This window comes from Pseudomonas sp. Irchel 3A5 (genome assembly GCF_900187575.1).
Taxonomy (GTDB): Bacteria; Pseudomonadota; Gammaproteobacteria; order Pseudomonadales; family Pseudomonadaceae; genus Aquipseudomonas; species Aquipseudomonas folii.
The window spans coordinates 15,870-33,918 of record NZ_FYDU01000022.1 but is presented as its reverse complement, the minus strand read 5'-3'; the positions used below and the strand labels follow the sequence as shown (position 1 = coordinate 33,918).

General features: G+C 58.3%; 16 protein-coding genes. 5 read left to right on the top strand and 11 right to left on the bottom strand.

The window, feature by feature from the left end; genetic code table 11:
* Positions 1 to 158: 158 nt before the first annotated feature.
* From CKW31_RS27450 to CKW31_RS27435, 4 genes are all read right to left on the bottom strand, one after another.
* A complete protein-coding gene (locus tag CKW31_RS27450; protein WP_095101973.1) occupies positions 159 to 602 on the bottom strand; it encodes an NfeD family protein in 444 nt (147 codons plus the stop codon).
* Between the two features lie 10 nt (positions 603 to 612).
* Complete coding sequence (locus CKW31_RS27445) at positions 613 to 1,533, bottom strand: SPFH domain-containing protein (protein ID WP_027901293.1); 921 nt, start codon at positions 1,531 to 1,533, stop codon at positions 613 to 615.
* Between the two features lie 278 nt (positions 1,534 to 1,811).
* Entirely contained in the window at positions 1,812 to 3,593 is a 1,782-nt protein-coding gene (locus tag CKW31_RS27440) for a GspE/PulE family protein (RefSeq protein WP_095101971.1), read from the bottom strand.
* A gap of 107 nt (positions 3,594 to 3,700) precedes the next feature.
* On the bottom strand, positions 3,701 to 4,048 hold the full coding sequence (locus tag CKW31_RS27435; RefSeq protein WP_095101969.1) for a hypothetical protein: 348 nt from the start codon (positions 4,046 to 4,048) through the stop codon (positions 3,701 to 3,703).
* Positions 4,049 to 4,186: 138 nt separating this feature from the next.
* Between CKW31_RS27435 and CKW31_RS27430 the strand changes: the two genes are divergently transcribed.
* The 3 genes from CKW31_RS27430 (at position 4,187) to ppx (ending at position 6,395) form a co-directional block, all read left to right on the top strand.
* Entirely contained in the window at positions 4,187 to 4,654 is a 468-nt protein-coding gene (locus tag CKW31_RS27430; RefSeq protein ID WP_095101967.1) for an Lrp/AsnC family transcriptional regulator, read from the top strand.
* A gap of 110 nt (positions 4,655 to 4,764) precedes the next feature.
* A complete protein-coding gene (locus CKW31_RS30185; RefSeq protein WP_256582747.1) occupies positions 4,765 to 4,890 on the top strand; it encodes a hypothetical protein in 126 nt (41 codons plus the stop codon).
* Positions 4,891 to 4,892: 2 nt separating this feature from the next.
* Positions 4,893 to 6,395, top strand: a complete 1,503-nt coding sequence (gene ppx, locus CKW31_RS27425) for an exopolyphosphatase (RefSeq protein ID WP_095101966.1) — start codon at positions 4,893 to 4,895, stop codon at positions 6,393 to 6,395.
* Here the strand turns inward: ppx and ppk1 are convergent.
* Positions 6,382 to 8,589 (bottom strand): polyphosphate kinase 1, encoded by a 2,208-nt coding sequence (gene ppk1, locus CKW31_RS27420; RefSeq protein ID WP_095101964.1) that lies wholly within the window; start codon positions 8,587 to 8,589, stop codon positions 6,382 to 6,384. The genes ppx and ppk1 overlap by 14 nt on opposite strands.
* Before the next feature lie 16 nt (positions 8,590 to 8,605).
* Positions 8,606 to 9,616: a porphobilinogen synthase gene (gene hemB, locus CKW31_RS27415; protein ID WP_095101962.1), complete on the bottom strand. Its 1,011-nt coding sequence runs from the start codon at positions 9,614 to 9,616 to the stop codon at positions 8,606 to 8,608.
* Positions 9,617 to 9,836: 220 nt separating this feature from the next.
* Between hemB and CKW31_RS27410 the strand changes: the two genes are divergently transcribed.
* Both CKW31_RS27410 and elbB read left to right on the top strand, forming a co-directional pair.
* A complete protein-coding gene (locus tag CKW31_RS27410) occupies positions 9,837 to 10,517 on the top strand; it encodes a DedA family protein (RefSeq protein ID WP_095101960.1) in 681 nt (226 codons plus the stop codon).
* A 298-nt stretch (positions 10,518 to 10,815) separates the two neighbouring features.
* Positions 10,816 to 11,475 (top strand): isoprenoid biosynthesis glyoxalase ElbB, encoded by a 660-nt coding sequence (elbB, locus tag CKW31_RS27405; RefSeq protein WP_095101958.1) that lies wholly within the window; start codon positions 10,816 to 10,818, stop codon positions 11,473 to 11,475.
* Between the two features lie 113 nt (positions 11,476 to 11,588).
* On the opposite strand, the gene codA is transcribed toward elbB, so the two are convergent.
* The 5 genes from codA to CKW31_RS27380 all read right to left on the bottom strand — a co-directional run bounded on the left by codA (position 11,589) and on the right by CKW31_RS27380 (position 18,023).
* Positions 11,589 to 12,824, bottom strand: a complete 1,236-nt coding sequence (gene codA, locus CKW31_RS27400; protein WP_095101956.1) for a cytosine deaminase — start codon at positions 12,822 to 12,824, stop codon at positions 11,589 to 11,591.
* Between the two features lie 2 nt (positions 12,825 to 12,826).
* The gene (locus CKW31_RS27395; RefSeq protein WP_095101954.1) at positions 12,827 to 14,044 is read right to left on the bottom strand and encodes a PucR family transcriptional regulator; all 1,218 of its coding nucleotides are present in this window, start codon (positions 14,042 to 14,044) and stop codon (positions 12,827 to 12,829) included.
* Positions 14,041 to 15,306 carry a cytosine permease gene (gene codB, locus CKW31_RS27390; RefSeq protein WP_095101952.1) on the bottom strand — a complete coding sequence of 422 codons (1,266 nt, stop codon included), beginning with the start codon at positions 15,304 to 15,306 and terminating at the stop codon, positions 14,041 to 14,043. The genes CKW31_RS27395 and codB overlap by 4 nt, the downstream gene beginning before the upstream one ends.
* 236 nt (positions 15,307 to 15,542) lie before the next feature.
* Complete coding sequence (locus tag CKW31_RS27385) at positions 15,543 to 15,992, bottom strand: YaiI/YqxD family protein (RefSeq protein ID WP_027902767.1); 450 nt, start codon at positions 15,990 to 15,992, stop codon at positions 15,543 to 15,545.
* A gap of 135 nt (positions 15,993 to 16,127) precedes the next feature.
* Positions 16,128 to 18,023, bottom strand: coding sequence for a cytochrome c/FTR1 family iron permease (locus CKW31_RS27380; protein ID WP_095101950.1), 1,896 nt, complete (start codon positions 18,021 to 18,023; stop codon positions 16,128 to 16,130).
* Positions 18,024 to 18,049 lie beyond the last annotated feature (26 nt).

The following is an 18,049-nucleotide window of genomic DNA, read 5'->3' as shown; positions in this document are numbered from 1 at the left end:
AACTGTTGGATAGCGGGAGTGATGTGGTAGTTCCGTGGTGGAGGCGACGACACCTGTAGGAGCGCGCTTGCCCGCGATAGCAGTCTTCCAGATAGCACACCGGTGCCTGACTCAACGCTATCGCGGGCAAGCGCGCTCCTACAGGGGGCAGGTGTTACTTAAAGCGCCTCAACCCGCAATATGGCCCCATCCTGGCCGATTACTCGGACCTGGCTACCGACCGGGGTATCAGGCCCATTCACCAGCCAGACGCTGTCGCCAACCTTGATCTTGCCCCGACCATCGACAATCGCGTTCTGGACAACAAACACACGACCGATCAATTCCTGACCGCGCATATTCAGACCGGGCTGATCCGAAGGCCGGTTAACGGTTCGCTGGCGGCGCCACCAATACACGGCCGTCAGCACCGACATGACGGCAAACAGCAAGAACTGCAGGGTCCAGAGCATGCCCGGGATGATGAACGTCAGCACGCCGACCGCTGCCGCCGCAACGCCCATCCACAGCAGATAGCCGCCCGCGCCGAACACCTCAAGAATCAGCAACACGGTGCCTAACCCCAGCCAGTCCCAGAACGACAGGTTTTGCAGGTATTCCATGGGGCTCGCCTCAGGACTTCTTGCTGTCGAAGGTGGCTTTGACGATTTCGCCGATGCCGCCGACAGCGCCGATGACCTGACTGGCCTCAAGAGGCATGAGGATGACTTTGCTGTTGTTGGCTGAAGCCAGTTTGCCCAGCGCATCGATATATTTTTGCGCCACGAAGTAATTGACCGCCTGGACGTTACCGCTGGCAATGGCCTCGGACACCACCTGAGTAGCCCGCGCTTCTGCTTCGGCCTGACGCTCACGAGCTTCAGACTCCAGGAACGCCGCCTGGCGGCCACCTTCAGCCTCAAGAATCTGCGCCTGTTTCTTGCCTTCAGCAGTGAGAATCGCGGCCGCTCGCAGGCCCTCGGCCTCAAGAATTTGCGCGCGCTTGATCCGCTCGGCTTTCATCTGACCGGACATCGCAGCCATCAGGTCGTCAGGCGGGCTGATGTCCTTGATTTCGATACGGGTGATCTTGATTCCCCATGGCGCAGTCGCTTCATCCACGGTACGCAGCAGCCGCTCGTTGATGTTGTCACGCTGGCTGAGCATCGCGTCCAGCTCCATGGAGCCCAGCACGGTGCGGATGTTGGTTTGCAGGAGATTGCGAATGGCATGTTCGAGGTTGTTTACCTCGTAAGCTGCCTGCGCAGTGTTCACGACCTGAAAGAAACACACCGCATCGATTTGTACTGTGGCGTTGTCAGCCGTGATGACTTCCTGAGGCGGGATGTCGAGGACGCTTTCCATGACATTGATCTTGCGCCCGATGCGATCCATCACCGGCACAATGATGTTCAGGCCCGGCTTGAGGGTGGTGGTGTAACGGCCAAAGCGCTCAACCGTCCACTGGTAGCCCTGCGGCACAACCTTGAAGCCCATGAATACGATGGCGATCGCCAGCGCAACGAAGAGTAAAACCACACTGCCCAGTTGCATAACATTTCCCTGTTGGTTACGAACGTTTATCAGGGCGCTATTTAGTCAGACTTCGGCCACATAAAGCCAATGATTCAACGAAATATTGGTTCAGGATGTGAGTGATCTTCTGAGCGGGATTTATGTTTGCCTGCATGCGAATCGCTGACGTGGGACCGGCTTTAGCCGGGAAAGCTATCTGCCAGGCGACATAGATGCAGCGGCAGTATCGGCCTATTCCCGGCTAAAGCCGGTCCCACGTCGGAGATCCGCCCAATGGAAGCGCATTCCAGCCAACCTCAGCGTTGCTCGCTCTGCGGCGTCACGCGTAGCACTTCCTCAAGTGTAGTCAGCCCCGCCGACACTTTCTGTGCGCCGGACAAGCGCAAGCTGCGCATGCCCTCCTTGAATGCCTGGCGACGCATCGCGCTGAGGTCAAGGTCGGCGCTGATCAAACCTTGCACGCCCTCGGACATCAGCATGATCTCGTATACCCCGGCGCGGCCGCGGTAGCCGGTATCGCGACACTCGACACAACCGACCGCACGATGCGCTCCGGCTGGCACAGGCGCTTGCCACGGTCGGGTCAGGCTCTGCCAGTCGCCCTCATCCAGTTGCACGGGCGCTTTGCAGTGCGGACACAACGTTCGCACAAGTCGCTGCGCCATGACCCCGAGAATGGTCGCTTTGAGCAGGTAATGCGGCACGCCAAGTTCGAGCATCCGGCTGATAGCACTTGGCGCGTCGTTGGTATGCAATGTCGAGAGCACAAGGTGACCGGTAAGCGCGGCCTGGATCGCCATTTCCGCAGTCTCGAGGTCACGAATCTCGCCGATCATGATGATGTCCGGGTCTTGCCGCATCAGTGCACGCACACCGCTGGCGAACGACAGGTCGATGTTGTGCTGGACCTGCATCTGGTTGAACGCGGGCTCGACCATCTCGATAGGGTCTTCGATGGTGCACAGGTTGACTTCGGACGTCGCGAGCATCTTGAGCGTGGTGTAAAGCGTCGTGGTCTTGCCGGAACCCGTAGGCCCGGTGACCAGGATGATGCCGTTGGGCTGACGGGTCATGCCTTCCCAGCGGCGCAGGTCGTCGCTGGAAAAACCGAGCTGGTCGAAGTTTTTCAGCAGTACATCCGGATCGAAGATCCGCATGACCATTTTTTCCCCGAAAGCTGTCGGCAGTGTTGAAAGCCGCAGCTCAACCTCGCCACCATCAGGGGTACTGGTCTTGACCCGGCCGTCCTGCGGCTTGCGCTTTTCGGCAACGTTCATGCGCCCAAGGCTTTTCAGGCGGCTGACGATGGCCATGGTCACTTGCGCCGGAAATTGATAGACGTTGTGCAGCACGCCGTCGATGCGAAAACGCACCGTGCCCTGCTCCCGACGCGGCTCGATATGAATATCACTGGCCCGCTGCTGAAACGCATACTGGAACAACCAGTCGACAATATTGACGATGTGCGCGTCGTTCGCATCGGGTTCCTGGTCACTGGCACCCAGCTTGAGCAACTGTTCGAAGTTGCCCATACCGCTGATTTTCTGATCCGTCGCGGCAGCACCGCTGACGGACTTGGCCAGCCGATAAAACTCAACTGCCAGCCGCTGAATATCGACCGGGTTGGCCACCACACGCCGTATTGGCAGTTTCAGCACGTGGGTCAGGTCAGCTTCCCAGCCATGCACATAGGGCTGCGCGCTGGCGATGGTCACTGAGTCGCGATCTACCTCCACCGCCAGAATCTTGTGGCGTTGGGCAAAGGCATAAGACATCAATGGCGTGACCGAGGCGACCTTGATCTTCAGCGGGTCGATGCGCAAATAGGGCTGCCCGCTTTGCGCGGCAAGCCAGGCGGTAAGGGTTTCGAGATCCAGCTTGCGCCCTGGTCGTTTGAGATCGTCGAGCTGTTGCGTGGCGATGAACTCAAGCGGATGCAGTTGCAGGTTCGCGGCACTGCGCCGGTGGGTCAGCGCGTTTTCGGCACTGTTCTGATCGATAAACCCTTCGGCGACCAGATCGCGCAGCAGATCATTCAGATCCAGCCAACGATCCTGTGATGAGGCGTGAACTGACATGCGGATTCCTTTGGACAATTCGGCTCGAACGAACCAAGCGTAGCCCCCAGCGTGTCAGTTATTTCGGCATATGCGTATACATGAGTTACGTTTTTTTTCTGCCAGGCCTAACCGACGGCGAGGGAAACCGTTGAGTTTGAGACGTGCGGCTGGGCCAGTTGTTCCAACTCCACCGAGCAGACATTGATCAGGCTGCGCATTTTCTCCGCAATGACTTGCGCCCGGTGCCAGGTCAGATTGGCGATCTCAACGTCGATACCCAATACGTCGTCCTGTTGCAGAACGTTGACCTGATGAGGAATCAGGTACTGCATCGCAAACAGGTTCAGCACTCGGCACAGTGAATCGGCCTCGGCTTCGATCAGAATCTGATAGCGGGCGCAGCAATGAGCGTTATCCGCCGCCCAGGTATCCGGGCGGTGCGACAGTGAAGTAACGGCTTCGAGAGTGGGCATGCTGACCTCTGCGCTGTAGAGGGTTAATGACTGGAAGAAATTCTTGCATGCCAAAAAAGAAATATCTGGTCCATCATTGAATGATTTAGTCTTGTTACGACTTGTTAATGCGCGATAGCTTCATAGAGAGAAATAGTTATGCACATTGAGCTGGATTCTTATGATCGCAAGATTCTTGCACTGCTTCAGGAGGACGCGTCGCTATCCAGCGCGCAAATCGCCGAGCAGGTGGGATTATCCCAATCGCCTTGCTGGCGCAGGATTCAGCGGCTCAAGGATGAAGGGGTCATTCGTCGTCAGGTATCGCTGCTGGACCGCAAAAAGATCGGCCTCAATACGCAGATCTTTGCCGAGGTGAAGCTCAATGCTCACGGACGCTCGAACTTCACCGAGTTCACCGAAGCCATTCGCGGCTTCCCCGAAGTGCTGGAGTGCTATGTGCTGATGGGCTCGGTGGATTTCCTGCTGCGCATCGTGACGCCAGACATTGAGGCGTACGAGCGGTTCTTCTTTGAAAAACTTTCGCTGGTGCCGGGCATTCAGGAAGTGAATTCGACGGTTGCCCTGTCGGAGATCAAATCGACGACCAGCTTGCCGGTCACTTAAAACTTGCACGCCCCTTTTAGTAGGAGCTGCCGAAGGCTGCGAAAGCATTTTCCCTGACACACCGCTTCGCAGCCTTCGGCAGCTCCTACAAGGCGGGTTTTGATTCAACAATGCCGCTACCAACTAATCGATCCGGGTTATGGATATTGCAGGCCAAGCGCCAGCTTGAAAGCTTCGCGTTGGCGGCAGCCATGGATCGTGGCACGATGGCGCGGTTATCGACCGAGATTTTCTGATCATGCCGCAATCCAAAGCCAAGAATCTTTCCCTGATCGCTGCCATTGACCTGGGCTCGAACAGCTTCCACATGGTGGTAGCTCAAGCCAACTCCGGGGATATCCGCATCCTGGAGCGCCTTGGAGAGAAGGTTCAACTGGCGGCTGGCATCAACGAAGAGCGACAACTCAACGAAGAATCCATGCAGCGCGGGCTCGACTGCCTCAAGCGTTTTGCTCAACTGATCAACGGTCTGCCGTTGGGTGCGGTCCGCATCGTGGGTACCAACGCCCTGCGCGAAGCACGTAACCGTAATGAATTCATCGTTCGCGCCGAGGAAATTCTCGGCCATCCGGTGGAAGTGATTTCCGGCCGTGAAGAAGCCCGCCTGATTTATCTCGGGGTGTCCCATACCTTGGCTGACACCCCCGGCAAACGCCTGGTGGCGGATATCGGCGGTGGCAGTACCGAATTCATCATCGGTCAGCGCTTTGAACCGCTGCTGCGTGAAAGCCTGCAGATGGGTTGCGTGAGTTTCACCCAGCGCTATTTCAAGGACGGCAAGATCACCCCGGCACGCTATGCACAGGCCTACACCGCTGCGCGCCTGGAAATCATGAGCATCGAACACGCCCTGCATCGCCTGAAGTGGGATGAGGCGATCGGTTCGTCGGGCACCATTCGTGCGATCGGTCTGGCGCTCAAGGCCAACGGTCAGGGCTCAGGTGAAGTGAATGCCGACGGCCTCGCATGGCTCAAGCGCAAGCTGTTCAAACTGGGTGATGTGGAGAAGATCGATTTCGACGGCATCAAGCCGGATCGCCGCTCGATCTTCCCGGCAGGCCTGGCGATCCTCGAAGCGATCTTCGACGCACTGGAACTGCAGCGCATGGATCACTGCGAAGGCGCGCTGCGTGAAGGTGTGCTGTACGACCTGATGGGCCGTCATCACCATGAAGACGTCCGTGAGCGCACGCTAAGCTCGCTGATGGAGCGTTACCATGTTGACCTTGAACAGGCCGCTCGTGTGGAGCGAAAGGCTCTGCACGCCCTTGAGCAGGTCGCTCATGCCTGGGGGCTGGAAGATGACAGTTACCGGGAACTGCTCAGTTGGGCAGCCAAGGTCCATGAAGTCGGCCTCGACATCGCCCACTATCACTACCACAAGCATGGCGCTTACCTGATCGAGCATTCCGACCTGTCGGGATTCTCACGGGAAGATCAGCAAATGCTTGCACTGCTGGTGCGCGGCCACCGCCGTAATATTCCCAAGGACAAGTTTGCCGACTTCGGCGCAGAGGGCGAAAAACTGATTCGTCTATGCGTGCTGTTGCGCTTCGCGATCCTGTTTCACCACATTCGTGGCGTACAGGAAATGCCCCAGCCGGAGCTCACCGCCAGCGGCAACAATCTTGATGTGGTATTCCCGGAAGGCTGGCTGGAAAACAACCAACTGACCCAGGCCGACTTCGCGCTGGAAGCGGAGTGGCTGACCCGGGTCGGTATCGTCCTCAGCGTACGCTGAGGACCGGGTTGCTCAGGCGCTCCAGCAGGGTCGCCTGAACGTTGCGGGCATTCTGATTGCCAGTCGGGGTGCTTCGCACGTAGGTGCCATCCGGCTGCAGGAGCCAGCTGTGGGTGTTGTCGGTCAGATAAAGCTCGAGCTCTTTCTTCACGCGCAGGATTAGCTTCCTGCCCTCTACCGGGAAGCAAGTCTCGACGCGCTTGTCGAGGTTGCGCTCCATCCAGTCGGCACTCGACAGATACATCTGCTCGTCGCCGCCATTGAGGAAGTAGAACACCCGGGTGTGCTCCAGGAAGCGACCAATGATGGAGCGCACATGGATGTTGTGAGACACGCCCGGAATACCCGGCCGCAGACAGCACATACCGCGCACCACCAGATCAATACGCACGCCAGACTGACTGGCCTTGTACAACGCGCGGATGATCTTCGGATCGGTCAGCGAGTTGAACTTGGCAATGATGTGCGCCGGCTTGCCGTCCACGGCGAACTGGGTTTCCCGGGCAATCATGTCGAGCATGCCCTTCTTCAGCGTGAACGGCGCATGCAGCAGTTTCTTCATGCGCAGGGTTTTACCCATACCGATCAACTGACTGAACATTTTGCCAACGTCTTCGCACAACGCGTCGTCGGATGTCAGCAGGCTGTAGTCGGTGTACAGACGGGCGTTGCCCGCGTGGTAGTTACCGGTGCCCAAATGCGCATAGCGAACAATTTCCCCCGCCTCGCGACGCAGGATCAGCATCATTTTGGCGTGGGTCTTGAAGCCGACAACGCCGTAGATCACTACCGCACCGGCAGCTTGTAAACGGCTGGCCAGTTGCAGGTTGGACTCTTCGTCAAATCGCGCACGCAACTCGATCACCGCAGTGACCTCTTTACCGTTGCGGGCCGCGTCTACCAATGCATCAACGATTTCCGAGTTGGCACCGCTGCGATACAGGGTCTGGCGGACAGCCAGGACGTGCGGGTCTTTGGCGGCCTGACGCAGCAGATCGACCACCGGCGTGAAGGATTCGTAAGGATGCAGCAGCAGAATGTCCTGCTTGCCGATCACGTTGAAAATGTTCTCGCTGTTTTGCAGCAGCTTTGGAATGGCCGGGGTAAACGGCTGGTATTGCAGTTCCGGATGGCTGTCCAGACCGGTAATGCTGAACAGACGCGTCAGGTTGACCGGGCCGTTGACCTGATACAACTCGGACTCGGACAGGTTGAACTGTTTGAGCAGATAGTCGGACAGATGCTTTGGACAGGTATCGGCCACTTCCAGACGGACCGCATCACCATAACGACGGGAGAACAACTCGCCACGCAGCGCACGGGCAAGGTCTTCCACATCTTCGGAGTCCAGCGCCAAGTCGGCGTTACGGGTCAGACGGAACTGGTAACAGCCCTTGACCTTCATGCCCTGAAACAGATCGTCCGCATGAGCGTGGATCATCGATGACAGGAATACGAAGTTATCCCCAGCGCCGCCGACGTCTTCCGGCACCTTGATCACACGCGGCAACAGGCGCGGAGCTGGAATGATCGCCAGACCGGAGTCACGACCGAAAGCATCGATGCCTTCCAGTTCGACGATGAAGTTCAGGCTCTTGTTAACCAGCAGCGGGAACGGGTGAGTAGGATCCAGGCCGATGGGCGTGATGATCGGCGCGATTTCGTCACGGAAATAACGACGAACCCACGCCTTGAGCTTGGCCGTCCAGTGACGACGACGGATGAAGCGTACCTGATGCTTTTCAAGCTCAGGCAGCAGGATGTCATTGAGGATCGCGTATTGGCGATCAACGTGGCCGTGCACCAGCTCACTGATGCGGGCCAGGGCCTGATGCGGTTGCAGACCATCGGCGCCAGCTTGTTCGCGGGCGAAAGTGATCTGTTTCTTCAGACCGGCGACACGAATTTCGAAGAACTCATCGAGGTTGCTGGAGAAGATCAGCAGAAACTTGAGCCGCTCCAGCAGCGGATAGGACTCATCCAGTGCCTGTTCCAACACGCGAATGTTGAACTTGAGCTGCGACAGTTCACGATGGATGTACAGACTGCTGTCATCCAGATTCGGCACGACAAGGGCCGGAACCGGTGGCGTCTCGACGATTGCGGGTAAAACCTCAATGCTTGGCTCGACCACAGTCAGAACTTCCTGATCGTTGACTTCAACAGCAGCTTCGGTGAGTCCTTCGGTATTCATGAATGTTCCTGTACGGCTATTGCCCTTTTAACAATTCTGCAGCGCGGACGGCGAAATAAGTGAGGATGCCGTCAGCCCCTGCGCGTTTGAAAGCGGTGAGCGATTCAAGAATAACGCCTTCACTCAGCCAGCCATTCTGGATGGCGGCCATGTGCATCGCGTACTCGCCGCTGACCTGATAAACAAATGTCGGCACTTTGAACTCATCCTTGACCCGATGAAGGATGTCCAGATAAGGCATGCCCGGTTTGACCATGACCATGTCCGCGCCTTCAGCCAGATCCGCGGCCACTTCATGCAGCGCTTCATCGCTGTTGGCCGGATCCATTTGGTAAGACGCCTTGTTGGCCTTGCCCAGATTCAATGCTGAGCCGACCGCATCGCGGAATGGCCCGTAATAGGCGCTGGCATACTTGGCAGAGTAAGCCATGATCCGCACGTTGACGTGCCCGGCCAGTTCCAGTGCTTCGCGAATGGCCTGAATTCGACCGTCCATCATGTCGGAAGGCGCTACAACCTGCGCACCTGCATCGGCATGGGACAACGCTTGCTTGACCAGCGCGTCGACAGTGATGTCGTTCTGCACGTAGCCTTCTTCGTCGAGAATCCCGTCCTGACCGTGGGTCGTGAACGGATCCAGTGCCACGTCAGTGATGACGCCCAGCTCCGGGAAGCGGTCACGCAGCGCTCGGGTGGCGCGCTGGGCAATACCGTCCGGATTCCAGGCTTCGGCGCCATCCAGGGTTTTCTTCTCGACCGGCGTCACAGGGAACAACGCCAGCGCTGGAATGCCCAGTGCGACCCACTTCTGCGCCTCTTCCAGCAGCAGATCGATACTCAGGCGCTCCACGCCAGGCATCGAAGCCACTTCTTCACGACGGTTTTCACCATCGAGTACAAATACGGGAAGAATCAGGTCATCGACAGTCAAAACGTTTTCACGGACCAGACGACGAGAGAAATCATCGCGACGATTGCGACGCAGGCGGGTTAGAGGAAAGAGGCGATTGGCGGGGGTAAAGCTCACGGCGAGACTCCTGAGCCCGCGTACACGGGCAAGCGTGACAGTTATAAGCGGCCATTATGACTAATGTGTGACAGTCGTGGGCCAGCATGCGACTCGGGGCCGCAGTTGAGGTGTTTGCCATTGTCCTTGTAGGAAAGATTAACGTCGAGACACATTTACACACTTTCCTGAATGCCTTGGCCGAGTTAGGCTGCGCGTTCATTTCGCCAGCATCCAGACAATGCTCCAGAATTTCTTGCACGAATTTGGCTACTTCGCCCTCTTCATCGGCACCTTCTTTGAAGGCGAGACCATTCTGGTTCTCGCTGGATTTCTGGCGTTCCGTGAATACATGGACATCAAACTGGTCGTGGTCGTGGCGTTCTTCGGAAGCTATGCAGGCGACCAGCTCTGGTACTACATGGGGCGCAGGCACGGCCGCAAAATCCTGGCGCGCAAACCGCGATGGCAGCTCATGGGCGACAAGGCGCTGGCGCATATACGCAGGCACCCGGACCTCTGGGTATTGAGCTTTCGTTTTGTTTACGGGCTGCGTACCGTCATGCCAGTGGCCATCGGCCTGTCGGGCTACCCGCCACTGCGTTACCTGATCCTTAACGGTATCGGCGCGGCTGTCTGGGCCACGGCGCTCGGGTATGCGGCTTATCATTTCGGCGCAGTGCTCGAAGGCATGCTGGGCAATATCAAGAAGTATGAGCTGTGGGTACTCGGCACATTGCTGGTGCTCGGGTTGGCCCTTTGGCTGCGTCGTCGTTTCAAGAACGCGCGTATTGCCAGAGAAGAAGCCGCAGCTGCTTCCATGGCAGCAGCCGCAGAAGCCGACGCTGGTGTCGTGAACCACGTGCCGGCTGAAGTCACCGTTGAAGTGCCCGCCGAAAGCAAGAAACACGGCGACCGCTAAGTCCACCACGAGCGCAATGCCCCGGCATTGCGCTCGTCAGCAAGTCCCCTCCTCATGCCCCACCTTCTATAAAAAATACAGCTACCTGACTTGGAATGCTTTTCTGTAGCTGCCGAAGGCTGCGAAAGCATTCAGCCTGACACACCGCCATCGCAGCCTTCGGCAGCTCCTACAAGTAAATCGTTTTCTGCTTAGTTTCAGGACGCAGTGCATTGGATTGAATCCCCGCCCCAGACGCTTGTCCCAAGATCAGGTAAAAGTCTTGAGCGGACCGCTGCGCTCGATAGGGAGAATGATCATGCAAAAGAAAGTCGCCGTGATTTTGTCCGGCTGTGGTGTCTATGACGGCGCAGAAATTCATGAAAGCGTGCTGACGCTGCTGCGCCTTGATCAACGCGGCGCAGCGGTGCAATGCTTTGCGCCCAACATCACGCAGCACCATGTGGTCAACCACCTGACCGGCGAAGAAATGCCGGAGACTCGCAATGTGCTGGTGGAGTCGGCGCGTATCGCCCGCGGTGCCATCGAGGACATCCGCGAAGCAGACGTCACAGAGTTCGATGCACTGATCATCCCTGGCGGATTCGGCGCTGCCAAGAACCTTTCTGACTTTGCCACCGCCGGCGCTGACTGCAAGGTACAGGCTGAGGTCCTGGCATTGGCCGAAGCATTCGCTGAAGCGGGCAAGCCGGTCGGGCTGATCTGCATCAGTCCTGCGCTGGCGGCCAAAATCTACGGACCGGGCGTGACCTGCACCATCGGCAACGATGCTGAAACCGCACAGGCCATCACGCTGATGAAGGGTGAACACCAAGAGTGCGAAGTGACCGATATCGTAGAAGACAAAGCCCGCAAACTGGTCAGTACGCCTGCCTATATGGTTGCTAAAACCATCGGCGAGGCGGCCGCCGGGATCAACAAGCTGGTGGACCGGGTGCTGGAGTTGACGCACGAATAATAAGTTTGGACTACTCCTTTGTAGGAGCTGCCGAAGGCTGCGAAACAGTAATGATGACACTCCGCTATTCGCAGCCTTCGGCAGCTCCTACAAAACAGTGTTCGCGATAGGGCCTAACTAAACTCCACTCGCTCCGGCACACGCGTCATCAGCACTTTCCCGCCTCTGATCGACACTCGCGCCTTGGCCTGACGGCGCACCGCTTCGTAATCACTTTCGGCATCCAGGATCACCAGGTTCGCCGGACGGCCCACCGCAATGCCATAACGCTCGCCCAGATTAAGAGTTCTGGCGCTGTTGTCAGTAACCAGATCCAGACTGCGTGCCAAATCCTCGAAGCCCATCATGTGGCAGATGTGCAAACCGGCATCCAGTATGCGCAGGATGTTGCCATTGCCCAGTGGATACCACGGGTCCTTGATCGAATCCTGACCAAAGCACACGTTCATCCCGGCACGGTCCAGCTCTGCGACGCGGGTCAGGCCGCGGCGCTTGGGGTACGTGTCGAAACGACCTTGCAGGTGAATACTCTCGGTCGGGCAGGAAACGAAGTTGATGCCCGACCTTTTCAGTAGCCGGAACAGCTTCGAGCAATACGCATTGTCATAAGAACCCATCGCCGTGGTGTGGCTGGCCGTTACTCGGCTGCCCATGCCACGTACCCGTGCTTCTTCAGCCAGCACTTCGAGAAAGCGTGAGTTGGGGTCATCGGTTTCGTCGCAATGCACGTCCACCAGACAACCGGTTCGCTCAGCCAGATCCATCAGGAACCTGATAGAGCTGACGCCCTGCTCGCGGGTGTTTTCGAAATGCGGGATACCGCCCACCACATCGGCTCCCATTTCCACGGCACGGGTCATCAATTCACGCCCACTCTCGTAGGATTCGATGCCCTCCTGAGGAAAGGCAACGATCTGCAGATCAATCAGATGGCGGGCTTCTTCACGCACTTCAAGCATTGCCTTGAGTGCGCCCAACGTCGGGTCGGTGACATCGATATGGGTTCGAACATGCTGGATGCCATGCTCGGCCAACATGCGGATGGTGGTGTGGGCGCGTTGCTTGGTGTCTTCGTGGGTAATGGTTTCCTTGCGTTGACCCCAGCGCTCTATGCCTTCGAACAGGGTCCCGCTCATGTTCCACTCAGGCTCACCGGCGGTCAGCGTTGCGTCCAGGTGAATGTGCGGCTCCACCAATGGCGCAATGACTAGCTGGCCGCAGGCGTCGATGTCATTTGACGCAGGCAGCACGCTTTCTGCCTGAGCGGTGATGGCTGTGATGCAGCCGTTTTCCCAGGTGATGGTGTGCAGCCCCTGGGTTTTACGCAACGTGGCATTGATGATGTTCATGACTATTCCTGTCGCTGAGCCTCGGACATGCGCCATACCAGCAGCGCAACCGAAGCGTTCATTCGAAAATTAGCGTCGTCGAGGGCTTGCCCGCTGAGCTGCTCGATACGCTGAATACGTTGGTTGAGGGTGTTGCGATGGATGCCAAGGCGCTGGGCGGCCCTAAGTCCGTTGCCGTTTTCCTGGAGCAAGGCGTCCAGTGTTTCGATCAGGCTGTGGGGCTGCTTGCGGTTGGTCTCGATCAGCGGACCGAGGATCTGTTTGACGAAGCTGTCGATGATCGAGCGATCAGTAACCGCCTGCAGCAGCCGTAACACACCCAGTTCGCTGAAATCGCAAAGGCCGCTGGCGGGTCGCAAGTGTTCGGCAACATCCAGCGCCTGGCGAGCCTCATTCAGCGCCTGACGGTATTGCCCGCAGTCGTCGACTGGATTGGCCAGCCCCATGAACAACGCCATGCCGCCCAGCACCGACGCGAGCTCGCGATACAGCCGCTCCAGCTCACTGCGAATCGCTTCAAGCCTGGGCAACAGCAAAATGAACAAGTCGCCCTGGACGATGACCGGCAAAGCGTCCGGCAAAGCTCGATTCCAGGCGTCGAGATGGTCGAGCACTGCCTGCCGGGTTTGTTGCAGCAACCGTTCCGCAGCCTCCGGGGCATGGCTGTCGAACAACACGCTCACCGCCGACAGGCGCAGCGCAACCAGACGCCGGGGCACCTCCAGCGGCAGGCGCAAATGCGCGGCCCTTTGTCGGGCGATGCTCAGGCTTGGGTAATCACCGCTGAGTAACTGGCCGAGGATGTCGTGGCGCGAACGCTTGGTCTGCGCCATTTGCACCAACGCCGTGCCGATCAGGTGGGTAACGATGACCATCTTCAATAGATACGGTTGTTCGATCAGCGGCAAACCGCATTGCTCCGCCAGCATGATCACGGACTCAGGGATCTGCTGGATGTAGGCATCCCCGGTCAGAATCACCAGCCCGGCAATACCGCTGGCATCGCCCTCCTGCACCATGCGCAGGAGATTGGCCTCATCGCGCAGGCAATTGATGCCGGTGATGAAAACCAGCTCGCCGCCCATGATCCAGTCGGCAATACCTTCGTTCTCGGCAACGTACGACCAGCGCACGCTACGATGCAGGTTGGCTGAACCTGCACGTACGACCATTTCCTCAAGCCCCGGGAGCTGGAGAATTTCTTCAACGGTCAGGCTCAAAGCTCCTCCTGTACGCCAGCGACCATGCTGCGCTTGCCGGTCACCTCAAGCAGCACGATGTAGCAGATGGCCGAAGCAGCAATGCCCACCAACGGCGCAATCCAGGGCGAGAAGTACGCCAATGCCGCACCAACGGCATAAGCCGACAGACCGAGCAGGTTGTAGCGTGGCAGCGTAACGCTGGCCAACGCCGGGTATTTGCCGTGATGGCGGTACCAGAAGTCCGCCATGATCACGCCGCCAATCGGCGGGATGATCGAACCCAGCAGCACCAGAAAGGGAATCAGCATCTCGTACATGCCACCGATGGCCAGCACGATACCGAGCGCCGCAGCAATCAACGTCATGGTCCGGCGCCGCTCGCTGCGCAACAGGTGGCAGGCCGCCGCCGAAACGTTGTAGATGGTCGGCCCCTGAATGGTCCACAGGTTCAGACAAAGCATGACCACTGCGGCGAACGACAGGCCCTGAAGCATCATCACTTCTACGATATCGGCCTGCTGATAAACCATCGCACACCACGCGCCAGCGACGACCATCAAACCGTTGCCCAACAGAAAGGCAACGACGCTGGCGGTCACGGCCACGCGTCCGCTGCGTGACAGACGTGTCCAGTTGGTGGCCTGAGTTGCGCCACTGGCGAACGTCCCGAAGACCATGGTGATGGCGGCTGAAAGCGTCATGGTCTCGTGAGGGATGACTGCCGCCAAGCCCTGGAAGCCGCCAATATCACGGGTGGCGATGTACATGGAGATGACCAGCAGCACGAACATGAGCGGCACCGACACACGCGACAGTACGTCCAGCCCTTTGTAGCCGATGATTGCCGTGATGCTGAAGCCCAGACCGAACAAGATCATCAATGGCGAGGTGAAGCCTTCGGCCAGACCGAGCATTTTCACCAACACGATGGCCACCGTCGCGGTGCCCCACGCGTACCAGCCCAGCTCGGCGAAACCGAGCAGCACATCGGACAGCCGGCTGCCCGCTTCGCCAAAACAGAAGCGCCCCATCAATACAGTGTTCAGACCGCTGCGCGAGGCGATGAAGGCCAGCGCTGCGGCATAAATTGCCAACAGGCTGTTGCCGATGGCGGCGATCCACAGCATGTCGGTGAAGTTGAACGCCATGCCCAGCTTGCCGCCCGCAAACATGGTGCCGGTGAAGAAAGTGAAACTGAACAACACCATGGAAATCGACAGCAGCCCCTTGCGTCCTTCACGCGGGGCTTCGCTCAAGGGAAATTCGCTGGGTGAACTCATATCGTTTTTCTCCACATCGACAAGGTTGGGGTTCGGACTCAACGGCAGGCTGGTGCAAGAGCAATAACCAGGCCGTTTCCGGACAACGTTGCGAAGTGGAGAAAAGTGGGCAGAGGCAATATCGAGCGATGTTCACTCTGCACACTTTAAGCTGACTATGCAGGATCAGACTGTGCAGAGTGATTCATTCTGAGGCGCGAACGCACCGTTTTAGGCTGCGACGCCTAGCGGGATGCTTAGCGAGTAAGCCGCGTAAGAATACGGTCCAGGGAATTGGCGAAAGCCTGTTTTTCGCGATCGCCATAAGGCGGCTGACCGCCGCCCATCTGCCCTTGGTCGCGCAGGTCAGTGAACAGGTTGCGCACGGCGAGCCGGTCGCCCATGTTTTGTGTGTCGAACTCTTTGCCACGGGGATCCAGCGCAGCGACGCCCTTCTTGACCAGACGATCAGCGAGCGGCACATCGCTGCAAATCACCAACTCGCCGGGTACGGCATGTTCAACCAGATAGTCGTCCGCAGCGTCAGGGCCGCTGGGCACGACGATCAGTTTGACCAGGGTGTACGTGGGCTTGATCTGACTCTGCCCGGCAACCAGCACCACCTCGAATTGACGCTTGAGCGCGAACTTGATGACCTGCTCTTTTGCTGCCTTGGGGCAAGCGTCGGCATCGATCCAGACGCGCATGGGAGGTGTCCTTTCTAGTGACTCACAGTCTGGGTAGGAGCGAACTTGTTCGCGAAGCGCCTCGGCTGGTAGACGCTATCTATCGTCTGTGCCAACGACTCGCGAACAAGTTCGCTCCTACCGGGAATTCGCAACTTACACGGTCTGCGCCCTGCGCTTCTCCGCCAACCAGCTGCGACCATACAGCACTGCAATCGCCAGCAAGGCTATCAACTGCGCACTCAGGGAGTATGCGTCGGCATGAATACCCAGCCAGTCGAACTCGAAGAACGGCACAGGGCGCGTTCCAAAAATGCCGGCTTCTTGCAGGGCTTTTACGCCATGCCCGGCAAACACCACCGACAATGCACACAACAGTGCTGCGTTGATACCGAAGAACAAAGTCAACGGTAGTTTGGCCGAGCCGCGCAGGATGATCCAAGCCAAACCGATCAGCAACACCAATGCCGTGGCGCCACCCGCCAAAACAGCGTTGTGCCCGGCCGGGCCAGCCTGTAGCCAAAGGGTTTCGTAAAACAGGATGACTTCGAACAACTCGCGATAAACCGAGAAGAACGCCAGGATCGCGAACCCGAAACGACCACCGCCGCCCACCAGGCTGCTCTTGATGTAGTCCTGCCAGGCTGCCGCATGACGACGGTCGTGCATCCAGACACCCAGCCACAAGACCATCACACTGGCAAACAACGCCGTCGCGCCCTCAAGCAATTCCCGTTGCGCGCCGCTGACGTCGATCACGTACGCTGCCAGCGCCCAGGTCCCAAGCCCCGCCAACAATGCCAGCGCCCAGCCGATGTTCACGCTACGGACCGCTGACTCCTGCCCCGTGTTACGCAGGAACGCAAGGATCGCCGCCAGTACCAGAATGGCCTCAAGGCCTTCACGCAGCAGAATCAGCAGACCAGAAATGTAGCTCAGCGACGTGCTTAAGCCATCACTGCCCAGCAGGCCCGCCGACTCTTTAAGTTTGGCTTTGGCGAAATCCAGTTTCTGTGCGGCCTGCTCCAGCGGCAAACCGTCCTGCAAGGACTGACGGTAAGCCATCAACGCCTTTTCGGTGTCTTTGCGAACATTGGCGTCGACGTTATCCAGCGAACTTTCAACCAGCTCAAAGCCTTCCAGGTAGGCCGCGACGGACAAGTCGTAAGCCTGCTCGTGATCGCCCGCACGATACGCCGCCAGGCTTTTATCCAGCGTCTGGCTGGTGTAATCGAGCAACTGCGCAGGGCCGCGCTGGACCTGAGGAGGCTGGGCGCGTTGAGCGCGGAACGTCGCAACAGCCTGTTCACCCTCGGCGGCGCTGACTTCCAGCGGGGTTTGCCGCGCCAGGTCCGCGAGGTTGTAAGTTTTGAAGGGTATTGCCACCGGCTGCGCACTGAAGCTCGCGATATAAGTGGCGATATCCCAACGCTGGCGGTCATCCAGTTGATCGGCGAACGCCGGCATGTCAGTTCCGGAAATTCCCAGACCTACAGCGTTATAAAGGTCATAAAGGCTGAGTCGATCCAGACGGGCCGCGTCGCGCAGATTCGAAGGCGGCGGCTCCAGACCAATACCGGCCGGGCCATCCCCCGCGCCAGCGTCGCCATGGCACACCGAGCAATGCTGGGCGTACAGCGGCGCACCCCGCGTCGGGTCCGGCGTGATCACCGGTGCCTGACTCACTTCATACGCCACCGCCAACCGCGCGCCCAATTGGCGAGCCTGACGGGTGATCAGAGCACCATCCTGCTTTTTGGCCACAGCTTCGGAGAGACTGGACACGCCCTTTTCAAGTTCGGCGCGTTCTGCTCGCGCAGGCAGCGCTGCGACCAGCCCCTGCAAAACCCCCAGTGCATCTACCTGCTTCTGGTATTCGTCTTCTGCAACCACCTTGCTTTCCGCCACCGTCGACGGGTAGTCCGCGCCAATGTAATCAAGCAAATGCAGGGCTTGCGCTGCGCCATCGGCGGTGTCGGCCAACAGGCTGGAACTGCATAACGCCAACAACGGCAGCATCAACCAGGCCAGAAAACGGGAACGCATGGACATCAGTGGATCTCAGCGTAATGATTAGG